At 52.8% G+C, this 23,011-nt stretch carries 15 protein-coding genes; 11 read left to right on the top strand and 4 right to left on the bottom strand.

Annotated features, from left to right (window positions below; translation table 11 throughout):
• The first annotated feature begins 16 nt into the window (after positions 1 to 16).
• The 3 genes from JUE67_RS07195 to JUE67_RS07185 all read left to right on the top strand — a co-directional run bounded on the left by JUE67_RS07195 (position 17) and on the right by JUE67_RS07185 (position 6,262).
• Positions 17 to 703 carry a metallophosphoesterase family protein gene (locus JUE67_RS07195; protein ID WP_203626566.1) on the top strand — a complete coding sequence of 229 codons (687 nt, stop codon included), beginning with the start codon at positions 17 to 19 and terminating at the stop codon, positions 701 to 703.
• A gap of 838 nt (positions 704 to 1,541) precedes the next feature.
• On the top strand, positions 1,542 to 4,388 hold the full coding sequence (locus JUE67_RS07190) for a glycoside hydrolase family 2 TIM barrel-domain containing protein (RefSeq protein ID WP_203637101.1): 2,847 nt from the start codon (positions 1,542 to 1,544) through the stop codon (positions 4,386 to 4,388).
• Positions 4,389 to 4,675: 287 nt separating this feature from the next.
• A complete protein-coding gene (locus JUE67_RS07185) occupies positions 4,676 to 6,262 on the top strand; it encodes a type 2 periplasmic-binding domain-containing protein (RefSeq protein WP_225877894.1) in 1,587 nt (528 codons plus the stop codon).
• Between the two features lie 527 nt (positions 6,263 to 6,789).
• Here the strand turns inward: JUE67_RS07185 and JUE67_RS07180 are convergent.
• Positions 6,790 to 7,749: a glycoside hydrolase family 43 protein gene (locus JUE67_RS07180; protein WP_203637100.1), complete on the bottom strand. Its 960-nt coding sequence runs from the start codon at positions 7,747 to 7,749 to the stop codon at positions 6,790 to 6,792.
• Between the two features lie 44 nt (positions 7,750 to 7,793).
• Entirely contained in the window at positions 7,794 to 9,620 is a 1,827-nt protein-coding gene (locus tag JUE67_RS07175; protein ID WP_203637099.1) for a glycoside hydrolase family 2 protein, read from the bottom strand.
• A 249-nt stretch (positions 9,621 to 9,869) separates the two neighbouring features.
• Between JUE67_RS07175 and JUE67_RS07170 the strand changes: the two genes are divergently transcribed.
• Entirely contained in the window at positions 9,870 to 10,787 is a 918-nt protein-coding gene (locus JUE67_RS07170) for an ArsR/SmtB family transcription factor (protein ID WP_125697791.1), read from the top strand.
• A gap of 113 nt (positions 10,788 to 10,900) precedes the next feature.
• Positions 10,901 to 11,428, top strand: a complete 528-nt coding sequence (locus JUE67_RS07165) for a hypothetical protein (RefSeq protein ID WP_203626570.1) — start codon at positions 10,901 to 10,903, stop codon at positions 11,426 to 11,428.
• A 70-nt stretch (positions 11,429 to 11,498) separates the two neighbouring features.
• Here JUE67_RS07165 and JUE67_RS07160 read toward each other — a convergent pair whose 3' ends face one another.
• Positions 11,499 to 12,407 (bottom strand): glycoside hydrolase family 43 protein, encoded by a 909-nt coding sequence (locus JUE67_RS07160; RefSeq protein WP_203626571.1) that lies wholly within the window; start codon positions 12,405 to 12,407, stop codon positions 11,499 to 11,501.
• A 240-nt stretch (positions 12,408 to 12,647) separates the two neighbouring features.
• Complete coding sequence (locus JUE67_RS07155) at positions 12,648 to 13,763, bottom strand: GntR family transcriptional regulator (RefSeq protein ID WP_203626572.1); 1,116 nt, start codon at positions 13,761 to 13,763, stop codon at positions 12,648 to 12,650.
• A gap of 504 nt (positions 13,764 to 14,267) precedes the next feature.
• Between JUE67_RS07155 and JUE67_RS07150 the strand changes: the two genes are divergently transcribed.
• The 6 genes from JUE67_RS07150 (at position 14,268) to JUE67_RS07125 (ending at position 22,827) form a co-directional block, all read left to right on the top strand.
• Complete coding sequence (locus JUE67_RS07150; protein WP_203637098.1) at positions 14,268 to 15,848, top strand: type 2 periplasmic-binding domain-containing protein; 1,581 nt, start codon at positions 14,268 to 14,270, stop codon at positions 15,846 to 15,848.
• A 152-nt stretch (positions 15,849 to 16,000) separates the two neighbouring features.
• On the top strand, positions 16,001 to 16,963 hold the full coding sequence (locus JUE67_RS07145) for an ABC transporter permease (protein WP_125697801.1): 963 nt from the start codon (positions 16,001 to 16,003) through the stop codon (positions 16,961 to 16,963).
• Positions 16,964 to 16,978: 15 nt separating this feature from the next.
• A complete protein-coding gene (locus JUE67_RS07140) occupies positions 16,979 to 17,881 on the top strand; it encodes a carbohydrate ABC transporter permease (RefSeq protein WP_203626574.1) in 903 nt (300 codons plus the stop codon).
• A 5-nt stretch (positions 17,882 to 17,886) separates the two neighbouring features.
• Positions 17,887 to 18,507, top strand: a complete 621-nt coding sequence (locus JUE67_RS07135) for a YesL family protein (protein ID WP_203626575.1) — start codon at positions 17,887 to 17,889, stop codon at positions 18,505 to 18,507.
• A gap of 3 nt (positions 18,508 to 18,510) precedes the next feature.
• Positions 18,511 to 20,700: a hypothetical protein gene (locus JUE67_RS07130; protein WP_203637097.1), complete on the top strand. Its 2,190-nt coding sequence runs from the start codon at positions 18,511 to 18,513 to the stop codon at positions 20,698 to 20,700.
• 3 nt (positions 20,701 to 20,703) lie between these two features.
• Positions 20,704 to 22,827 carry a GH92 family glycosyl hydrolase gene (locus JUE67_RS07125; protein WP_203626577.1) on the top strand — a complete coding sequence of 708 codons (2,124 nt, stop codon included), beginning with the start codon at positions 20,704 to 20,706 and terminating at the stop codon, positions 22,825 to 22,827.
• Positions 22,828 to 23,011 lie beyond the last annotated feature (184 nt).

Here is a 23,011-nt window from a genome sequence, read left to right as displayed (position 1 = left end):
GCAAGAGGAGGAGCACATGTTACAACTACATAATGGTCAGCTGAAAATCATGCAGCTGACAGACATTCATATCGGCGAGGCGCCATTCAACGCGGAGGACCAGAAGAGTTTTGCTGCGATCAGGCGTGCGCTTGAACTGGGCTTAGTGAACCGCGTCGAGCCGGCGCAGAGCTATATCGATCCAGCTAATAAGCAGAGCTTCACGATCGAAGTCGGTGAGGGCGAGACCGTGACGAATGTGCTCTACTTCTTCGACAGTGGGGCCGATGCGCCGCACGACATGGGCGGCTATGACTGGATCACGCCGGAAACCATTGACTGGTATGAGCAGACGTTCCGCGCAAATAAGGCCGCATTTGGTCCGACTCACGACATGGCGGTCCTGCACATTCCGTTGGTCGAGTACGAGCACGCGGCCGAACATATCTTGACGGGCACGTGGTGGGAGATGCACCCGCGCATCGCATCTGGGGCCTTGAATACTGGCTTGTTCAGTCGCTTCCTGAATAACCAGCATATCGATCACGTCTTTTGTGGTCATGATCACAACAACAACTTCGACGGCACGTATCTGGGCATCCATCTCGTCTATGGCAATGTGTCAGGGTATAACTGCTATGGGGTCTTGCCGCGCGGGTATCGGCTGATCACTTTGACGAAAGGGGAGACGGCGACTGAGGTGGGGTTGTATGAAGCGGACTGATCAGAAGCCAGAAAACTGTTGACCAGCCGCTAACTGAAGGGTGGCTGAGAGGTCGACCGACTTGAAATTGTCTTATCTTGAGTTCTGTGGTCGGCGAAACCATTGAAGTTAGCTATCGGCGTCTTGAGCCAGCTTGATGCTGCGCGACGGGCGCTTTTTGAGTCTCTTCAAGCGGCAGGACTTCATTCAAGGTTTTCCTCTAGCCATTGCTAAAAATAACAACAGACGGGGTGGCATTACTTGATTCGGTAATCTTGTGACTCGGTAGTTCCCAAAGAAGGCCCCTCAGAGCACATCATTCATTATGTTTCCAACCAGGCCAAAATGTTGCGCGTATTTTCGATTACAGCTCAGTTAGAAAACTTGTTTCACTTTTTTTTAAAAGTTCACGTAATGATCCTTTGGCGCGATCAACCATACCCGGTGTGACGATGATCGTCTATTTCACCGCGCCCATTTTTCACGAGGGCCAGGTGTCACATTGAACCCGGGTGATTGACATGTTTTGAATGTCAAATCCCTCAATTCGACCAAACCCGTTGACAGCAGGAAACACGCTTTGTATATTGCCTCCGATAAAGCGCTTTCCCAAATGGAGCTACTGATTCCTGTTTTGACCATATTCGGTTTGGTGTCACATTGCGGCCGGCAAGCAAGCTTTGCCGATGCGAGAAGTGAAGCATGCGACGGAGGTCAAAACAACAGACTGAGTGGAAGATGAACCGAGTTGCTTGGCCATCTGGTGTGGTCATCTGGCTCGACCGGACTAGCACAAGATTCATTTGGGGGAAACTTGATGTCTCAGAATTTTCTGAATAGGGTAAGGAGATAGCAAGGGATGAATAAATTACAACCACGGGTGCGGTTCTTCAATTATTCAAGTGTGAAGGCGGCGCTGGGCTATGATGACACGACTGCGACCTATACGCATTCGTTGAATGGCGACTGGCAGTTTCAGTATCTCGCCTCACCACTGGACATTCCTGATGAGTTTTTCACCGCTGCCTATGACAAAATGCAGTGGTCGACGATTCAGGTGCCGGGGCATATGGAGCTTCAGGGCTATGGTGAGCCAAATTACACCAACTTAGATTTTCCGATTCCAGCGGATCCGCCGGAAGTTCCGTCCAAGAATCCGACAGGTCTCTACTACCGGACCTTTGATTATCAACAACAATTGGACCGGCAGATCTTGCGCTTCGATGGTGTCGACTCTTTCTTCAAGGTCTGGGTCAACGGCCAATCTCTCGGCGACGGTCACGGCAGTCGCTTGATGACCGAATTTGATGTCACAGATCTGTTGGTCGAAGGTGAAAATACGATCGCGATCGAGGTCGACAAGTGGTCCAAATACTCCTTCTTGGAGGACCAGGATCAGTGGTGGCTGTCCGGTATTTTCCGTGATGTCACCCTACTTGACGAGACGGCGCTGAACGATATTCAGATCACCCCTGTCTTCAAGGATGATCAGTGGCAGGCGCGCATCGTGCTCGGCGAGACCGGTGATCATTTTGCACCAGTCCATGCGACGATCTTTGATGGTGAGACTGCGATCATCAATACAACTTTGACTGACCCGGAAACAATGATCGATGTGCCGGATGCAAAGGAATGGAACGACGAGGAGCCTAATCTTTATACCTTGGTCCTAAGTCTTTCAGAAGATGGCCCGTTTGTCCCGATGCGGTTCGGGTTCCGCCGCATTGAGATGCTCGACGATCAGATCTGTCTGAATGGTGTTCCGATTCTGATCAATGGGGTCAATCGCCATGAGTTTGATCCTCGGCGTGGGCGTGCCTTGACCCGCGAGTATATTCGCTCGGAAGTCACGCAGATCAAGTCGCTGCACATCAACGCGATTCGCACCTCGCATTATCCGGATGCGCCTTACTTCTACGATGTCTGTGATGAAATTGGCCTGATGGTTTTTGACGAATGCGACCTTGAGACGCACGGCGTCAATGGCATCGATGCGCCATGCAAGGACCCGTATTGGAAAGAGGAGTTTGTTGAGCGCGGCCAGCGGATGGTACACCGCGACTTTGACCATCCGTCGATCATTGTCTGGTCACTGGGCAACGAAAGTAATTTCGGACCGAATTTTGTGGCAATGGCCAACGCGATTCGCGCAATCGACCCAAGCCGGATGATTCATTACGAGCCTGACCAAGAAACCGTTGTGACCGATATGTACAGCACGATGTACACGGCAATCGATGAATTGGAAAAACGGGCGACGCGTTATGGCCACATCAAGCCACACATTCTCTGTGAATATGACCACGCGATGGGTGCTGGGCCTGGTAGCTTACAGGATTATCAAGATGTCTTCCGGCTGTATCCGGGCTTGCAGGGTGGCTTCATCTGGGAATGGAAAGATCACGGCATCGCTCAAGACACGCCAACTGGCACCAAATACGTGTGGGGCGGGGCCTTCAATGAACCGGTCAATGATGGCATCTTCTGCATCGACGGTCTGGCGCGACCAGATCGGGTGCCGTCGCCTGGCCTGGTCGAGTTCTCCCGGGTCATTCAGCCGTTTGCCTTTTTCGTCGCCCAGAATCATGTTGTCGTGCGCAGTCTCTATCACTATCGGACACTGACCGATCTAACTTTACGCTGGACGCTTGTGTCAGCTGGAGTCGAGGTGGCAAGTGGCAATGAGCCAATCGCGGCCCTTGCTGCTGGCAGGCTGTCGCATGTCCTGACGCTTGCGGTACCGGCGGGTTCGCTGGAAGATGCCCAACTGACGCTTTCGGTTGTGACGAACGAAGCGGTTGGTATTTTTGAAAAAGGCAGTGTCCTTGCCTTCGACCAGGTGGCCTATCACGGCGTTCCTGCGCAGACACCCGCAGACGTCAAGGTGTCGTTCAGCCCTTCAAAGCTCGTTCTCACGTGCAATGACAGTGAGGTGCGTGTCGATTTGGGCACCGGCAACGTTGCGCAACTCAATCTGCACGGCACCTCAGTTCTGCGCGACGAGATGGCACTAAATGTAGACCGGATGCCGATCTGCAATGACTGGAAGATCATGGATGATCGCAAACAAGATCATCTGGCGCCGTTGAGCTACCGCTTGGAACATTTTGCGATCGCCAAGTCCGAAGACACGGTGATGGTGCTGCTTCAGCAACGCGTGAAACCACTGGTCCGCCAGTGGGGCATCGAGCTGGAGACCATGTTGTGGATCAGTGCGTCAGGTTTGTCCGTTCAGACTCGCGGCTGGTTCGATGGCGAAGATCAGCCGACTGAAGTGCCGCGTATTGGCTATGATCTGCCACTGACCGCTCCGGCTGAGAAGATCAGCTGGTACGGCAACGGGCCAACTGAGGCTTATCCCGACAGTTACCTGTCGTGTCCGATCGGCTCGTACGAAAGGAGCCGGGCGGAGTGGGGCTTTGATTATGTTGTGCCTCAGGAGGCCGGCAATCGCATGGGCGTGCGGCGGGCGAGTGTGACGCTCGCGCAAACGCAGACGGCACTCCAAGTTACCGGCGCTGAACCATTGAATCTGAATGTCGTTGGTGCGGGTGGGGTGACATTGCAAGCGGAAACGCAGACGGATGATCTTCGCATCGATGCGAAAGTCGCAGGCCTTGGTAGTAATGCTTGTGGGCCGCTGCCACTTGAGCGGTATCGCGTTTACACCGCGCCGTTTGACTATGCCTTTATGCTCCATTTTTAAGGAAGTAAGGTGTGCACCTTAAAGGGGGTGAGGCACTGACGGTCAAGGCGACCTTGACTGATTAGCGATAGCATTGTTTTCATCCGATTGTGAGACACGAAACTGGGGTCCCTCACATTCGGCGCTCGCATCCCGTTTTCTTTGCCGCGAAGACAGCGCATCTTTGCGACAAAGAGGATGGAATGCATCCGTGATCTGAATTAGTTTTTGGCATTATTCGATCCGCACTACTGAGCTACTTACATTGAATTTACTACTAGTCATGAAATCAATTACGGGGGTTTTTGATGATGTTAAAGCGCACCAAGTTTCTGGCGGCAGGGATGATTCTGTTTTCGTCAGCATTCACGCTTACGGCTTGTGGTTCAACTTCGGCAGCGACAAAGGAAGATCCAAAAACGATCTCCTTGATCGCGCCCGATCATAGCGATGTTCATCCAAAGACGCAAAATCTTTGGATGTGGAAAGAATACGAAAAAATGTCTGGTGTCCATGTCAATTGGGAGACCATGAAGGATCTGGATCAAAAAAAACAATTGATCCTTAATCGCAAGACCCTACCAGATGGCTTGTATCAGACAAATTGGTCGAACGATGAATTGACCAAATATGGGAGCCAGGGCCTTTTCCAGCCACTGGAGAAGTTAATTCCCAAGTATGCGCCGAACTTAAATAAGCTGATGGAAGAAGATCCGTCGATCAAAAAAGCGATCACCTCTTCCAATGGTCACATCTATGGTTTGCCATACATGAGTACCGACCCGCTGGGCGGCGGCCGCCACTTCAAGCTGTACATCAACAAGAAGTGGTTGGACAAGCTGGGCCTGAAGAAGCCAACCAACACGACCGAGCTTGAGAATGTGTTGGAACAGTTTGTGACCAAGGATCCAAACGGCAACGGCAAGGCTGACGAACAAGGCTTTTACATGGACTCCGGGAACTTTGGCTCCTTTGAGTTGATGATCAAATCCACGTTTGGCTTCAACACAGCTGGCCGTACCGCGATGGAAGCAGGTTTTTATATCGACGACAAGGATCAACTGCAGTACATCTACTCTGATCCGAAGATGCAGGATGCCTGGAAGTATCTAGCTGAACTGTACAAGAAGGGCTTGATCGCCAAGACCGCTTTTGCCGGGGTGGACCATGATAAGTGGATCGCAGATGGCTCCAAGGAAGTGGTCGGATGCTACGCCTGGGTTGGTCAGGAAATGAGTTTTGGTGAAAAGGTTGGGAGCGAGTACGTCCCAATCTCAGTTTTGTCAGATGCGGATGGGAAAAACGGCGCGACTGTTACTCAGTCTGGTGTCATGGGAACCTCTGCCTTCATCATCACCAAGGCGGCGTCTGAAGCAAAGGCCAAGCAAATGCTGAAATGGGTCGATTACTTCTACAGCAAGGAAGGCTCCGACTTCGGCTACTTTGGTAAGGAAGGCGTGACCTACAACGTTAACAAAGATGGCAACAAGGTCTTCGTTGATAAGATCTTGAACGATCCGAAGGGCGCGTCACTTGGTGCTTATCAGTATGTCGACAACGTCTATGGCGGCTTTTATCCATACCTTGAAGTTGAGGAACGGTTGAAAAACATCGGCAAGGGCATGGCACCTGAAGTCTTTACGGATGATCCGTTGAGCCACATGCCAAAGCAGGTCCTGCCAAACCTTCAAGGGACAACGGAAGAATCGGCTGAGATCGCCTCGATTCAAACTGACTTGAATAATTACGTTGATCAAGCGCGGGTCAAGTTTGTCACGGGCAAGTGGAATCTCGATACGCAGTGGGATTCTTATGTGGCACAGCTCAAGAAGATCGGCCTTGATAAGTGGCTTGAGATTCGCCGCGCTCAGTATAAGCGCTACGAAGAAGACTGATCTGCTGGCGCCGTCGCTGAAGTAAGCGGCGCGGCGCAGAACAAGCTCGGTAGCTGACAGTCTGACTGCTCACCTCAGTCGGATTGCCAGATCATAAGAAGCAAAGGGATTTCCCGGTGCGTGTCTGCGCACTGGGGAATCCCTTTTGCTTTGGGAGCTACCATTATAAGGAAGAAAAGCTGAGATAAAGTTCTCCTTTCCAAATCCCAAAAGCGGTCAGGTTTGTTCTGAGGAAATCACTCTCATCACACCCCTGCACGCAGAACACGCATCTGTTGCTATTTAACACACCTATGTTAGTGGCCACCAGCCGCGGCAGTCGGCCTTTTTGCCCCAGTCACGCCTCGCGTTTTCTGCCACTTTCTAGCACTTTTCTTCCTATTATATAGACACATTTTTTTGACACGAAAAAAAGACCACGTCAGTTCCGGGGGAGGAAACGACGTGGTCTTTCCAAAAAAGGGAGGAAGAGAATTGGGCTGGACCCGAATCTGGGGGAACGGGTCTCAGCGTAAGGCGTGATGCAGTTAAGTAAATGCGACGGGGATGCCAGGCGTGATGGGCTGGCCGAAGACTGGATCGCCGGTTGCGGTCCAAGTGAACGGCTGCATGCGGATGTTGCGCATCGTGCCGGCGCCTTGGTGAATCGCGGCGTGGTAAACGAGGTAATCTTGCCCACTGGCGCTGGTGATGAACGAGCAATGTCCTGGGGTGAAGACATGCGCCGTTTTCTCAAAAAGCGGATCATCAGCTTTCTGCCAAGCATGTGGATCCATCGGGTCGCTGCCGATGAAGCGCAGTTGGCCGAGGCAATAATCATCGGTCCACACACCGCTGGCTGAATAGATGATCGACAAGAACCCGTTGTGAATGAGGACTTCTGGGCCTTCATTCACATATGGCAGGCCGCCGGGAGTGCCGGGACTGCCGCCACGTTGTTCCCACGCATGCGTTGGGGCGGCGATCAAGATGCGCTCGCCAATTGGGGTCGCGGGGTCTTTGAGCCGCTGGATGTAGAGATTCTGCGCCACATTTTCCACGCCGGCCCAGCCTGACCAGATAAAATACAGCTGATCGTGCCACTCAAGGACCGTGCCATCGATCGCCCAGCGGTTCGCATCCAGCTCGAGCCGCCCGACAAATTCATATGGCTCGGCCAGCGGATCATTGGCGTCTCGGCCGCCGAGCAAGACGTACATGCGGTGGTGGTCGTTGAGGCCATCATCGGCGGCAAAGTACACGTACCAATGGCCGCGGAGAAAATGCAGCTCGGGCGCCCAGACTTCAAAGCTGTACTTGGTGCCGACCGGGGCCTGCCAGATCACGTGATCATCCTTGGTCAAGATGTCCAGGGGAGAGGAACTGGTCTTGATCAGGATGCTGCTGTGCGGGCCGGCGCCGCAGTAGAAATAGGTATCGCCAACGCGGATGAGCCAAGGATCGGCGTACCGCTTGCCATCGTCGGGCAGCGGGTTGGTGAATTGCATGGGAGTTGCCTCCTTGAAAAGGGGATGTGTCGAGAGGCGAATGATCAGTGGCGGTAATCAGCCGCCGTGTCGTTGAGTCGGCCAAAGCGTGGAAAGACAAATCGCTTGTGCAACTCTTCCAGCGGGGCTTTTGGCTCGCGGTCCTTAGTGAGGACGCCGTTGACTTCCTGCATCACGTCGGTCAGCTGGGTGTAGCAATAGCCCCACAAGCATTCGGACGCCTGCAGTGCATCAAGCACGCGGGTCAACTCGCTGAGATAATTGTCGACCGAGGTCGCGCGGGTGTAACCCCAGCCGTCTTTTCGTGAGGCGTCAAAGCCAATGCCACCGAATTCGGACAGCACGATCGGCTGACCCTGGTAGGTATACCCGTTGGCAAAGTTCGCCCAGTTGGCTGAGGATTGATCGAGAATCTTCTCGGTTGTGCTCAGCGTGTCTTTGAAGTGGTGGTAAGCCGCACTTTCTGCGGAATCACCGTGGCTATAATTGTGAATGCCGATCACATCGCCGTCTGTCGTCTCCCAGCCGTCATTGGTCATCACCAAACGTGTGTCGTCCAGCGTGTGAACTAGGTGATACACGGCGGTAGAGAAGTGCTGCACCTGGGTGTCGTAGTGAATGCGATCGACGCCCCAGCTTTCATTGAACGGCACCCACATGATGATCGATGGGTGGTTGTAGTCGCGGCGCACGGTGTCCTGCCAAGCATCGATCACGCGATCCACCGAGTTCTCGGAGAAATACGGCACTGAGGCGATCTCTTCCCACACGAGGTAGCCAAGCTTGTCGGCCCAGTAGAGGAAACGCGGATCCTCGACCTTCTGGTGTTTCCGGCAACCATTGAAGCCGGCTGCTTTAGCAAGCTCGATGTCCTTTTTGAACGCCTCGTCGGTTGGAGCGGTCAAGAGCCCTTCAGGCCAATAGCCTTGATCCAGCACCAGTCGCTGATAACACGGGCGGTTGTTCAGGAAGATCATGCCATTTTCGCGGCTGACTTTGCGAAGGCCAAAATACGAGGCAACCGTATCGGTCTGCTGACCATCCACGGCGAGGACGGTGAATGTGATGTCAAACAGGTTTGGATTTTCCGGGGTCCAGGTCCAGCCATCGTTGTGAAACGAGGTACGGAAAATGTGCTGCTGCACGAGATCAATGCTGCGGACCGTGTGATTGGCGACGATGCGCACGGTATCCTCAGCGACCAGCTCACCTTTGAAGGAGATCGCGATCTTCAAGCTACCGCCGATCGCGGCGTCACTGAGCTCGGCGGCGATGCCAATGCTGGTGTGATCTAGATCAGGTGTCAGGCGAACACTCTCGAGGCGAGCAGCGTTGACGACTTCTAGCCACACTGGCTGCCAGATGCCGGTGGAGTTGGTGTACCAGATTGCCTCGGCGTGGCCGGTCCAAGACTGTTTGCCACGGGGCAGGGTCTCATCGTAGGTGCGGTCTTCCGCGCGGACGGTGAGGACCTGCTGGGCATCGGCGGTCAATGCATCGGTGATGTCAAAGGTGAAACTGCTGTCGCCGCCTTCGTGGTGGCCGACCAGCTGGCCGTTGACAAAGACATCAGCGAAATAATCGACCGCTCCGAAATGGAGCAAGGCGCGCTGGCCGGCTTGGGGCGCTGTGATTGCCAAGTCGCGCTGATACCAAACAATGTCATGCACGGTCTGGTCGTCGATGCCACTGGCCGGCGCCTGATAGACAAAAGGCACATTGATCTGGGTGTGGTTATTTGGAAGGCCATTTTCCCAGTGGGCACCGCGGCCGCGATCGTCATCATCGAAGCTGAATTGCCAGGTGCCATTGAGTGATTGCCAGTCGCCGTCACGCACAAATTGGGGCCGTGGATATTCCGTTCTTGCCATGTTGCCACGCTTCTTTCGGAGAGAATTGGTTGTGGGCGAGGGGACCTACAACGATTTTTTATAAAATGTTGCCAATATGGGTAACTAATTCTGAACCGCTTACATTTTTCATCATATAGCAAGAAAACACAGTGTCAACGGGGCTTTGACGTTCTTTGATAAAAGCGAACGACCGGTAGCCGGCCTGCATAATAAGTGCTAGAATGTTAATTGAAATGGCAACTATACCACCTGGAGGAGGCCATCAAAATGGAACTGCAACTGGATGAAAACGCGCTGGTAGTGCTTCATGCGCTGGATTCTGAGACGCGCATCGAGATCATGAATCAGCTGGCGAAGCAACCGATGAATGTGACTCGGTTGGCCAGCGAATTGCATTACAGCAAGGCAATCGTTTCTAAGCATCTGAAGGCGCTTGGTGAAGCGGGGCTGATCGTCCAGCGCGCCGACACGCAAGGCGATAAAAGGCAAAAGGTGTTCGCGGTGCAGGCTGCCAACATCAACTTTTCGTTGCCAGAGACTGTCTATCCGGAATTCAAGCGGCTGGATTATGAACTGCCCCTCGGCAACTATTTTGCCAATGAAGGCATCGAGCCGAGCTGCGGCCTGGCCAATAAGGATGAGGCAATCGGCGACTTCGATGACCCGACCGTCTTTCTCCAACCGGAACGCTTGTCGGCGTCTTTGCTTTGGTTCACCAAAGGGCGCATCGAGTACATGCTGCCAAATGAGGTGAAAGGCAACCGCCGCGCCGAAATGATCGACATCTCGTTTGAGATCTCCTCGGAGTTCCCCGGGTCGAACAACAATTGGCCCAGCGATATTTCGTTTTGGCTCAACGATGTCAAAATCGGGACGATCACCGTGCCGGCGAATTACTCGGATGTGCGTGGCAAGTTGACTCCGCGGTGGTGGCCGTCGACGCACAGCCAATATGGGGTGCTGAAGCATTTACATATTCAGCGCGACAGCACTGGGCTTGATGGCTATGAGATCTCCAAGGCGTCGCTGGCGAATCTCGACTTGCAGGACAGTTCAACATTGCGTTTTGCGATCGGCATCGATCCTACCAGTCCGCATCAAGGTGGGATGACATTGTTTGGCAAGGACTTTGGCAACTACCCACAGGACATCCATGTCACTTATTATTTTTCCAAGGACGAGTAAGCTGGCTGGCGGCTTCGCCGAAAAGAAAAGATGACACCGCCAATTTTCGGCCTTGGCAGCGCTTTATTTCTGGCGCATGATGACACACAGGACCTGTGTAGGAGGAAACGTGAATGGAATCAAAAGAGAAAAAAGATGCGCGCCGCGTCAAGGAGACACTGAAAACCTTGACTTGGCCGAAAAAGATCGGCTATCTCTGGTACAGTTACAAGGGCTGGGTCATTGCAATCGTCGCGGTGCTGGCGATGGCCATTTCCATCGGCGTCTCAGTCTCGGGTCGCTCGGAGACGGTTCTATCAGTACGGCTGATGGGCGACGAAGATTATTCCGAAGTGGCGACGCAGCTGAAGAAAGATTACGAGAAGGAATTGAAGGTGGGCAGTCGGCAGATCGTCGATGTCTCGGCCGTCAACCTCAACCAGTATCAGGACCAAGATGCCTTGACTGCTCAGGTCGCCGGCAATCAGATCGACCTCGTGTGGGTATTGAAATCCAGTGAGTCCAAACGCACCAAGTTTTTCAAAAATACGGGGATGACACGCGAACCGAACATCAAGATGCCGGGTAAGTATGGCAAATTGTTTGTCGCGTATCAGCCGGCAAAAGTCCCACATCCCAAGACATTAGCCAAAATCAAATAGCATAGTGTTACTGGACAAAACAGGCCACGATTCGATGATCACGAATCGTGGCCTGTTTGTGTCTTGACAATTATTGTGGTGCGCCGGCCGGCATCGGTTGAGGATCGCTGGTCGGGCCGTTGATGATGAGACGCGGCCGGCCATCTGCATCCTTGGCGAAGAAGGCGCGGTCGATCGCCATCTTGCGCGGGTTTGCGTGTGTCGCATCGGCGTGGACGTGATAGAGGATGAACAGCTCACTGCCATCGGGGCTCCAAGCGAACGTGTGGTGACCGGGGCCGTGCACCAACTCTGTGCCATGCAAGATGGGATTGTCGGCATGCTTCACGAACGGGCCGAGTGGCGCCTCCCCAATTGCCAAACCAACGCCGTAACTTGGACTGGCAAAATGGGAGCCAGAGTAGGTCAGGAGATACTGACCCTCGTGTTTGAGCACGAAAGGCGCCTCGTTGACGTCGCCCATCTGTTTTTCCCAGGGCTGCGAGGGCCAAAGCAACTCGACGACGGTGTCTTCCTCGATGCCGAGACGATCTGGTGTCAGTTGTGCGCCCCAGATCACGTTGCCGGCGGTGAAGCGGACAAAATACAGATAGGCTTGACCGTCATCATCGACAAACACATGCGCGTCGATCTCTTTGGTGGCGGGGTGCAGCGGGCCGAAGTGTGGCTGAACGAATGGCCCGAGCGGATCGTCGCTGACGGCGATGCATAGATGTTCCTCGGCGGTGTAAGTCATGATGAATTGGCCGTTGAAGTCGGTGACATCTGGGGCCCAGAACCCATGTGTGCCCCAATTCTGATCGCCGCCACGCATCGCGAGCCCGCGGTCTTGCCAGTGAACGAGGTCACGCGACGTATACACTTTGATGCCACCAACCTCTTTGTCCGTGGTGGTTGGGTAGAGATAGTACAGGCCATTGAATAGCAGTACATCGGGATCCGCGACATTGGCGAGAACCGGATTTTGATAAGTTGACATGAGGCACCTCCGAGGTCTGTCTGCCTTGATGATAGCTGCTGGTTATCTCCGACGCCAATCCTTGCGAAAAATGGCAACAAGTTCGCGGCCAACTGCGGTGAGTCCCACAGATCGTCAATGCGGCGAGTAACAATTCTGATCTGACATCAATGCGAGATGCAAAAAAGGAGTCACGACAAAATGCATCATGGCTCCCGGTTCTGAACGCTTACGTTATTTCCTCGCTAAGTCAATTATCTGTCAGGCGCGCAGCATTTCCGAGGCGCGGATGACACTGCCATAATCCACGATGGCCGGTGGAATCAGTTGCTTTTTCACGGCAACGTGCTTGTTTGAGATGTATTCGCTCAGCATCGCGAACGCGGTCTTCCCGATCATCTCTTCGTCCTGGGCCAGATAGGTGTAGCGCAGGGATGGAAAAGCGGAGGAATCGGAGTCAAAGCCAAAGAGGCAGATATCCTTGGGAATACTGAGGTGCAATTCCTTGATTGCTTCGCGCGTCAGAGAGGCGACATAATTGTCGATCGCGATGACACAAGTCGGCCGCTTGGTGGCAATGAAGTTCCGAATCCGCTGGATATCCTCCTGCAGCGCCACCTCATCGTGCTGAAAATAATGCGACTGGACAATGTTGGCAAATGCGGCGGCACGCAATGGGTGGTTGGTGTGCGAGTAGACATTGTTGAACGCACTTTCTCGAGTTTCCAACGAGGAGTTCGCGATCCGGTCATAACCGAAGAAACCAATATTGCGATGGCCCATCCCGGCAATCAATTGTGCGGCTTGCTCGGCACCGGCGGTATGGTCTGTCCCAACAAAGAGCGAATCGATGCCGGTGAATTGCTTGTCGAGTACAACGATCGGCATGCCATCTAGAATCTTTTGCATCAGCAGCGGATCGAAGAATGTCTTCTCAAGGGGCGCAATCAGGATGCCTTGAACGGGAATATCGAGGAGCGCCTGAATGCAGGCTTGCTCTTTGCGCTGGCTTTCATGGGAAAACTTGATGATCAGGGAATAGCCAGCTAGGTTGCATGCGTCAGTGATGCTTTCCACCAATCGCCGTCCAAACGAATCTGAGATCCCGGACATCACGAGGCCGATCAATCGGTTGCTAGAAGGGAGGCGCTCCTGGTGAATGACCGTAGTGCCGACCCCGGCATGCCGCGTCACCATATCTTCGGAGGCCAGTAAGTTGACCGCTTTTTGAATCGTGATGCGGCTGACATTATAAAGACCGGTCAGCTCTTTTTCCGTTGGCAACAGCGTGTTGATTGGGTAAGTATTGTCGTTGATCTTGTCTTTCAGATCCTCGTAGATCTGCTCATACAGGGGCTTGGATGACCCTCGATTCATAAATAAACGCCACCTTTTTGGACGGCCTTCGCGCAAAGGCCGGTGTGATGCGAAACGTCAACTTTTTGGCTCTCGCTAAATGATATAAAACGAAAGTCATTAGCCCAAAAATGAGATGAAAATAAATGTAAGCGTTGACAACTTTTGGACATGCCTCTATTCTACATGTGGCTGGTACGATTTGAAACCAAAATTTTTCGGGGGTGGTTAGACCAGGGTAAGTGAAAGTCTTAGGGGAACACTTTGTTATAATTGTGCGTTCATTGCTTTCAATTATTATTCGTAACAAATTGCGAGTTTCCGATGGTCACGGGCACTCGCCAGGGTATGAAGTCGATAACGGTTAATTGACTGACAGGGTTTTGAACTTGGTAACAGGAGCGGTCGTATGACAGCCTTTGATGCTTAGACATCAACAAGCATGAGGATCAAGGACCAAAGATTTAGATCGATGAATGTTGCAGTCGTTTCAAAATAAAATTTTATGTATGAGGTGAGTACATAATGAAAAAGTCTGTTAAGGTACTGGGCACAACGTTAATGGTTCTCACAGCCGCCGTAACATTGGCAGCTTGCGGGTCAAAGAGTGGCGCAAGCAAGGAAGACAAAAACACGATCTCCTTGATCTCGCCAGACCATAGCGACGTTCACCCAAAGAACAAAGATCTTTGGATGTGGAAACAATATCAAAAGAAGACCGGCGTCACGGTCAACTGGGAACAAGTCAAGGACTGGGACAACAAGAAGCAGTTGATCCTTTCTCGTAAGACTTTGCCAGATGGCTTCTATCAGACGGGCTGGTCTAACGAAGAGTTGACCAAGTACGGTAGCCAGGGTCTCTTCAAGCCTTTGGAAAAACTGATTCCAAAGTATGCGCCAAATCTTGCCAAGTTGATGGAAGATGATCCATCCGTAGCAAAGGCAATCACGTCTTCAGATGGCCATATCTACAGCCTGCCATATATGAGTACTGATCCACTTGGCGGCGGCCGTAACTTCAAGCTTTACATCAACAAGAACTGGCTTAAGAAGCTCAACCTGAAGAAGCCAACCAACACGACCGAACTGGCCAACGTTCTCGAGCAGTTCGTGACCAAGGATCCCAACGGTAACGGCAAGGCTGACGAGCAAGGGTTCTACATGGACTCCGGCCAGTTCGGTGCGTTTGAACTCATGATCAAAGCCGCATTTGGCTTTAACACTGCCGGCCGTACCGCGATGGAAAACAACTTCTACATCGATGATAACGACCAGTTGCAGTACATCTTCACCGACGACAAGATGAAGCAGGTCTGGGAATACGAAGCAGAGCTCTACAAGAAGGGCCTGATTGCTAAGACTGCCTTCTCTGGCATGGACTACGATAAGTGGGTCGCCGATGCTGCGAAGGACAAAGTTGGTCTGTTCGCTTGGGTCGGCTCTGACTTTATCGGTGCTAGCTCGATGAACAACTACGAGCCAATTGCAATTCTGAATGGCCCTGACGGCAAGAATGGTTCTCTGGTCACCCAGTCTGGTGTCATGGGGACTTCTGCCTTCATCATCACCAAGGAAGCAGACGAAGCAAAGACCAAGAAGATGCTCAAGTGGGTCGATTACTTCTACAGCAAGGAAGGTTCTGACTTCGGTTACTTCGGTAAAGAAGGCGTGACCTACAATGTCGACAAGAACGGGAACAAGGTCTACGTCAAGAAGATCTTGGACTACCCAAAGGGCGCCCAGCTTGGTGCGTACCAGTATGTGGACAACGTTTATGCAGGGTTCTTCCCATATCTGGAAGTTGAAGAAAAGCTGAAGTCCATTTCCAAGGGTCTGCAGCCGGAAGTCTTCACTGACGATCCGCTGAATCACATGCCTAAGCAAGTATTGCCAGGTCTGCAAGGGACAGTTGAGGAAGCCAATAAGCTCTCGACCATTCAAACAGATATGAACAACTATGTTGACCAGGCACGTGTGAAGTTTGTCACCGGCAAGTGGGACATTGACAAGCAATGGGACGCTTACAAGACGCAGTTGAAGAAGATCGGTGTTGACGAATGGGTCAAGATCCGTCGTGCGCAGTATAAGCGTTACGAGAGTGAATAACTAATTCCCCTCGCGTTGATTGCCCGGGGTAGGAACCTTGGGCAATCTTTATATCCTAAAGGTACCGCGACACCAGCCCCCGCTCAGGGCTGGTTAGTGCCGCGGCACCTTCAGGGTCAGTGCAGTGCCCATTTGAAGGGAGGTAACCGTGTATGGCGGCAGCAACAGCAAAAAAAGTGGCTTTACCGAAAATTGATAAGGTAAAGCGGCGTCAACTCAGAAAACGCTATTTCAGCCAGCACAAGACATTGTATTTAATGATGCTCATCCCGATCGTCTTCACGTTGATCTGGAGTTACTGGCCGATGTACGGGATCATCATTGCTTTTAAGAATTATTCCCCGGCTTTCGGGATCTTCGGTAGTCCATGGACTGGGCTTGATAACTTTACACGTTTCTTCAAAGGTTATTTCTTTGGGAACATCATTTGGAACACGTTGCGGATCAGTATCTACGGTCTGTTGGTCTCGATTCCACTGCCAATTATCTTGGCCTTGATGTTCAACGAAATTCGTGTGAAGTGGTTCAAGTCGACCGTTCAGACGATCTCTTATATCCCGAACTTCATTTCCGTAGTTATTATCGTCGGGATGATCAACTTCTTCTTCGGCACCCAAAACGGTGTCATCAACAGCATTATCACCATGTTTGGTGGTAAGGCCGTTGACTTCCTGGGTTCGCCAGGTGCATTCCCGCATCTGTATGTTTGGTCTGGGATCTGGCAAGGTGTTGGTTGGGGGACCCTGATCTACACCGCTGCGATGTCTGGGATTCCTCAGGATCAATACGAAGCCGCTTATCTGGAAGGCGCGTCACGCTTCCAGATCATCCGCAATATCACCATTCCAGCCATTATGCCGACCATCGTGATCTCTGCGATCTTGGCAACTGGTGGGATCATGGCTGTTGGGTTTGATAAGACCTTCTTGATGCAGAATGCCTCTAACCTTTCGACCTCAGAAGTGCTGTCGACATACGTTTACAAAGTCGGGTTGGTCAATGGGGAGTATAGCTTCTCGACTGCCGTCGGACTGTTCAACAACGTCGTCAACTTCATCTTCTTGTTCATCGTTAACAAGTTCGCCCAGCACGTTGGCGATACCAGTCTGTGGTAGAAGGAGGGGACATCTATGGCATCACGTGCGATCTACAAACCAACCAGGGGTGACAGAGTTTTTGATATCGTGAACATTGCGATCATCACGATCTTTACCCTCATCATTCTCTACCCGATCATCTTCGTTATCATGGCGTCCTTGAGTGATCCAAACAAGATCTTCGACACGCCGCTGCTACTTTGGCCGCGTGGGTTCACCCTCAAAGGGTATACCGAAGTTCTGAAAAATGGGGACATCCTGACCGGGTTTGGCAACGCTGTTCTTTACACATTCGCAGGGACGATGGTCAACCTGATCGTCACCACCCTCGGCGCCTATCCGCTGTCGCGTAAAGACTTTGTTGGCAAAGGCCCGATCACGATCTTCTTCACGATCACAATGTTCTTCAGTGGCGGCTTGATCCCGACATACTTGGTCAACCAGCAGCTCGGCATTTTGAACACGATCTGGGTCATGATCCTGCCAGGCGCCTTGAGCGTTTACAACATGATCTTGATGCGGACCTACTTCCAGGCCAACATTCCAAACGAATTGCTGGAAAGTGCCTATGTCGATGGGGCCAACGATCTGCAACTGTTGTGGCGCGTTGTCTTACCACTATCAACTCCGATCATTGCCGTTATGGCGATGTTCTACGGCGTTGGCCGGTGGAACGATTACTACACAGCGATGATCTACCTGACTGATCGCTCCAAGTTCCCTCTGCAACTGATCTTGCGGGAGATCCTGGTGCAAGGATCCTTCGGTGACACCAGTACCGCGCTGAGCCAAGGGGCTGACGCGCAGATGATGATGCTGAAGCTGACTATGAAATACAGTGTTGTTATTATCTCCACATTGCCAGTTATGCTGTTTTATCCAGTCGTTCAGAAATACTTTGAAAAGGGTATCATGGTCGGCGCTATTAAGGGGTGATTTAGATGTTTGCAGAAAAAGGGATGCGTGTCATCAACGACATCTATTACATGATGAAGATCAATCTCTGCTGGTTCCTCTTTACACTTGAGGGCGGCATTGTGCTGGGCATTGTACCTGCGACACTCACAGCATTTGATTGTATCCGAGACAAGATGAAGAACAACTATGACGGCAAGGTCTATCGCGAATTCAAACAATTCTACTGGGCCAACTTCAAGTCGAGTTGGAAGATCACACTGAGCTTCGCGGCCGCAGGATTCATCCTCCTAGTTGAAACAGCGATGCTCAATGGTGTCGGGCAGTCCAACGTGGTCATTGAGATCATGCTCAAACTGACCCGCATGCTGATCGTCTTGACGATGGTCTTCTTCTTCCCAGTGTATTCTCACTTTGACGTGCACGGGTTCCGCGCATGGCTGCAACCTTTTCTGTTTCTCTTTATCTGCCCGCTGCAGGTGGTCTTGATCGTTTTGATGATCGCGGTCACCGCGCTGCTTTACATGATCAACCCGTTGTTGGTCTTCTTCCTCGGCATTGGGTTGCCAGCTTACGTGATCATGGGCATGATGCTCCGCAAGTTCAATAAGTTGGCTGAAAAAGTCCCAGCAATTCATGAGGTATAATCGATGAGCTTTATTCGCACGAGGCAATCTGAACTCACAGGATTTCAGGAGTCTGCCCCGTTTGACCCGGCGCTGGACGTCGGGGTCGATTTTGTTATGGTGTACGGCAACGATGAGAGTCTGTACGAGCGGATCCGGGCATACAAGGCACGCGGTTATGTCGTGCACTTGATGACTGGAATCGCCTGGGGCACTTATCAGGATTATTTGTACGGCAGGTGGGACGGCCTGGATCACTGGGCTGAAGCGCAACGCCGCGTTGATGGATCCATTGTCGGCCATGGCAAAGACATTCCGTATATGGTCCCGACCATCGCCTTTTCCAACTACTTGTCTGAGCAGATGAAAAAAGCGATCGACGCCGGGGTCGAGGCGATCCACATGGAGGAACCCGAGTTCTGGGATCACTCCGGCTATTCGGACGCTTTCAAATTACAATATGAGCTGTTTTATCGCGAGCCGTGGCAGGCCCCGACGACCAATGTCTCGGCGCACTACAAAGCCGCGAAGCTCAAAGCGCTTTTATATAAACGCATTCTCGAGCGGGTGGCGGACTCTGTAAAGGAGTACTCGCTGACGCAAAAAGGCAAGGTAGTGCGCTTTTATGTGCCGACCCATAGCCTGATCAACTACACGCAATGGAAGATCATGAGCCCAGAAGGCCTGCTGAATTCCATTGACTCGCTGGACGGGTTCATCGCCCAGGTCTGGACCGGCACCAGCCGCAGCGCGAACACGTATCGCGGGGTGACCAAGGAGCGGACGCTGGAAACGGCGTACTGCGAATATTCCGTCATGCAGGAGCTGATCAAGGGCACCGGCAAGCGGATGTGGTATTTGGCCGACCCGATCGAAGACAATCCGCGTTATCCATGGTCGTCTTATCAGGCCAGCTATCTTGAAACGGTGACGGCTTCGCTGCTGCATCCCGAAGTTTCCCGCTTTGAGGTCTGCCCTTGGCCAAACCGGGTCTTCAACGGCCGCTATCCAAAGCCGGATCCGGACGACCCGAACGCGACGCTAGGTGAGCCGATTCCGCCGCGTTACCGCACGCTTTTGCAAAACATGTTCCAGACGCTTGGCAACATGGACCAGCCGGACTATCACTACGAGCACAACAATGACTTGCGCCTTGGCGTTGCGCTCAGTGACACCGCGCTGTATCAGCGGACGTATCCGGATCCGGACCATGACGACCATGGCACGCCGATGCTGGGCGAGCTGACGGAAAAACAGCTGGCGCAATATTCCGGCGATGAGTTCCCGATGTTTTACGGCATGAGCTTGCCGCTGCTGAAACGCGGCTTGCCGTTGCGGTGCGTGCAGATCGACAATGTCACGCGCATTCCCAATTACCTCAATGAACTGAAGTATCTGGTGTTGAGCTACGACTTCATGAAGCCGGCCTCGCCTGCGGTCAATAGTGAATTGGCGGCTTGGGTGGCCCGCGGCGGCACGCTGATCTATGTTGGCGACAACAAGGATCCGTACAACGACATGCCGGCCTGGTGGAATGAGAATGGCAAGACCCACGCCACTCCACTTGAACATCTGCTTTCGCTGCTTGGCATCACTGGAACGCCGGCGCCGATCACCCCTATCGGCCAAGGTCAGTTCCTGTATGTCGACGCGAATCCTGCGGTGTTCACCGAAGATGCGGCGACGGAACAGACGTATGTCGATCTGGTGGCGCAGACGATCGATGGTCGCGGGGATCAGTGGGACCAGACGAATAGCCTGAGTCTGGTTCGCGGCCCATATGTGGTCACGGCGGTGTTTGATGAAACGGAGCCGGGCAACAGTGTGTCGCGCACAGGCAATTTTGTCGATCTGCAGACCCCAGACTTTGACCTCAAGGAACGGGTGATGACGCATCCTGGCCAGACCAGTCTGCTGTATGATGTCGACCGCGCCCCAAGCGCGACGACTATCATCGGCACCACGGCCCGCGTCTTGGCGGAAACGGAAGACGCAGGCAAAATTCAGATGCGCCTGCAGACCAATGCTGGCACCCAGTCCTATCTGATGCTCAAGGTTCCGCACGATGTCACAGCTGTCTCGGCAGTCGACGACCAGGGCCGGAACCTGGAAGTGCACTACACGCTTTACCCGGCGCAGTCGCTGCTCAAAATCAACTATCTTGGCACCGGCTCGCAGGTTGAGCTGACTATCCAACAATCGGAGGATCAATAGAAGATGGATATTTCTTCAATTGACACACGGCACGCAACAAGCAACACGTTTGAACTGTCTCGTGGGAACAGTTTTCCCTTCACTGGCTATCCGTTTGGGATGAACTATTTTGCCATCGAGACCACCAATGATAACTGGTGGTTCCACCCGGAGGCCCAGCATTATCGCGGCTTCCGCCTGACTCACCAACCGACAATGTGGGCCGGCACGAAAGGTGACTTCGCCTCGGTGCGAATTTTGCCATTCGCGACGCGCTCCAAGGGCCTGCTGGATGTACCATACGCCCCGCAATTCTCCACGTTCCAGCCCAATAAGCTGGAAATCGTGCAGAAAAACGATCGCATCCGCACGACGCTGGTGCCTTCCGAATACGGCGCGCTGATGCACATCACGGCCGCCGATGACGAGCTCGGCGTGATCATTTCCTTCCCGACTGAAGGCAAAGTGACCAAGCACGAGGGCAATGTCATCGAGGGCTACTCGCTGCAGTTGCACGCGGATCGCACCACACCACTGAAATTGCGGTTCCACATCGAAACGACCTCCCCCGTCGTCGATGCGACCACGATCGAAGATGGCGCCTTGCAGCTGAGCTTTGCCACCAGCAATGACGTCACGCTACGGCTCGGCACGTCCTTCATCAGTATGGATTATGCCGTTCGCAACATGCCGCAAGAAGACGAGGCGACGCTTTCAGCCAACATCACCGACGCGTGGAACGCCAAGCTCGGCAAGATCGAGATCTTTGATCACGACCGCGAGCGGGTCCAGACGTTCTATCAGAATCTCTGGCGCGCGTTCCTCTACCCGATGAAACTCTACGAATTGGATGAAGATGGCGAGCCGGTCCATTACGACATGCACGCCGATGACGTCAAGCCAGGGTATCTCTACACCAACAATGGTTTTTGGGACACGGCCCGCACGGTTTATTCGCTGCAATCGCTGATCGAAGGCGACGAGTATCCGAAGATCCTGCACGGTTTTGTCAACAGCTATAAAGAAGGCGGCTACATGCCAAAATGGCTGTCGCCTGCGGATGGCGGCGGCATGCCGGGCAACTTGATCGACGCGGTTCTTGCAGACGCGGTGATCAAGGGCATTGCGCCTGAATTGAATGAGACGTTCCTGGAAGGGATGCTGCATTCGGCGACGGAGCAGGATCCAAACGGTCGCTTGGGCCGGCGCTACCAGAATGATTACGCCAAGTATGGCTACATTCCGGCCGACGTCCCGGAATCCGTCAACAACTCCCTCGACTATGCGTTCAGCGACTGGTGCATCTCGATCGTCGCGGCGCATCTTGGCAAGGACGAGCTGGCGGCCAAGTACCGCAAGCTGGCGCTGAATTATCAAAATAATTTTGATAAAGAAGTCGGCTTCATGGTGGCAAAAGACCGTGATGGCAACTTCAAGCCAGGCTTCTCCCCGATCTCATGGGGCGGCGATTTCACTGAGGGCTCGTCTTGGCAGTCGACCTTCCAGGAGCCGCATGACATTCAGGGCTTGATCAATTTGTACGGCGGCGACAAGGCGTTCTTGAAGCAGATCACCACCATGGCGAACTCTGAGCCGAAATACGACGTCAAAGGCTACGGCCACATCATTCATGAAGTTGCCGAAATGGAAGTCAACGAGTTTGGCCAGATCAACATGGGCAACCAGCCGAGCTTCCATCTGCCGTATCTCTTCGCCTTTGCCGGCAAGTCGTATTATATGCAGCCGATGATCAAGCAGATGATGACCAAACTGTTTTCCGCTGGCTGGCAAGGCTATCCAGGGGATGAAGATAACGGGTCCATGGCGTCCTGCTACATCTTCAACAGCCTTGGTTTCTATCCATTCTGCCCAGGCACCGACCAGTATCTGTTCGGCATGCCGCTGTATGACCAGATCATCGTGCATCTGGCAAACGGCAAGGACCTGACTCTGACCACGACGCAAAACCTGCCGCAGCATCAATTCATCGACCATCTCGAAGTGAACGGTGAGGCGTACCACAAGCCATACATCACCCACGAGACCCTGATGAACGGCGGGAACATTGATTATACGCTGGGGTTGGTGCCAAATCCGGATAACTTTGATCCAGATGAAGTGCCGTATAGTTTGACCAAACGCGACTAATAGACACGCTGCTTCTAATATATGGCGGCTCACCGCCAAGTTAAAAAGCCTTCTTCGACAGAGACCTTTTGTCCTTTTGCCATCTGCACACGCGATGACCACAAAGGGCTCTGGGTCTCTGCTTTTTTTGAGGAAGGGCAGGCGGTCATGATTGCCGGAACAGCACGCCATTGGGGATAGACGG

The sequence above is a fragment of the Lacticaseibacillus mingshuiensis genome (assembly GCF_016861785.1).
Taxonomy (GTDB): domain Bacteria; phylum Bacillota; class Bacilli; order Lactobacillales; family Lactobacillaceae; genus Lacticaseibacillus; species Lacticaseibacillus mingshuiensis.
This window is presented reverse-complemented; position numbering and strand designations above follow the sequence as displayed.

Bases quoted from the DNA above. Each gene is read 5' to 3' on its own strand.
- JUE67_RS07195 (WP_203626566.1), top strand. From the start codon at position 17: ATGTTACAACTACATAATGGTCAGCTGAAAATCATGCAGCTGACAGAC.
- JUE67_RS07190 (WP_203637101.1), top strand. From the start codon at position 1,542: ATGAATAAATTACAACCACGGGTGCGGTTCTTCAATTATTCAAGTGTG.
- JUE67_RS07185 (WP_225877894.1), top strand. From the start codon at position 4,676: ATGATGTTAAAGCGCACCAAGTTTCTGGCGGCAGGGATGATTCTGTTT.
- JUE67_RS07180 (WP_203637100.1), bottom strand. From the start codon at position 7,749: ATGCAATTCACCAACCCGCTGCCCGACGATGGCAAGCGGTACGCCGAT.
- JUE67_RS07175 (WP_203637099.1), bottom strand. From the start codon at position 9,620: ATGGCAAGAACGGAATATCCACGGCCCCAATTTGTGCGTGACGGCGAC.
- JUE67_RS07170 (WP_125697791.1), top strand. From the start codon at position 9,870: ATGGAACTGCAACTGGATGAAAACGCGCTGGTAGTGCTTCATGCGCTG.
- JUE67_RS07165 (WP_203626570.1), top strand. From the start codon at position 10,901: ATGGAATCAAAAGAGAAAAAAGATGCGCGCCGCGTCAAGGAGACACTG.
- JUE67_RS07160 (WP_203626571.1), bottom strand. From the start codon at position 12,407: ATGTCAACTTATCAAAATCCGGTTCTCGCCAATGTCGCGGATCCCGAT.
- JUE67_RS07155 (WP_203626572.1), bottom strand. From the start codon at position 13,763: ATGAATCGAGGGTCATCCAAGCCCCTGTATGAGCAGATCTACGAGGAT.
- JUE67_RS07150 (WP_203637098.1), top strand. From the start codon at position 14,268: ATGAAAAAGTCTGTTAAGGTACTGGGCACAACGTTAATGGTTCTCACA.
- JUE67_RS07145 (WP_125697801.1), top strand. From the start codon at position 16,001: ATGGCGGCAGCAACAGCAAAAAAAGTGGCTTTACCGAAAATTGATAAG.
- JUE67_RS07140 (WP_203626574.1), top strand. From the start codon at position 16,979: ATGGCATCACGTGCGATCTACAAACCAACCAGGGGTGACAGAGTTTTT.
- JUE67_RS07135 (WP_203626575.1), top strand. From the start codon at position 17,887: ATGTTTGCAGAAAAAGGGATGCGTGTCATCAACGACATCTATTACATG.
- JUE67_RS07130 (WP_203637097.1), top strand. From the start codon at position 18,511: ATGAGCTTTATTCGCACGAGGCAATCTGAACTCACAGGATTTCAGGAG.
- JUE67_RS07125 (WP_203626577.1), top strand. From the start codon at position 20,704: ATGGATATTTCTTCAATTGACACACGGCACGCAACAAGCAACACGTTT.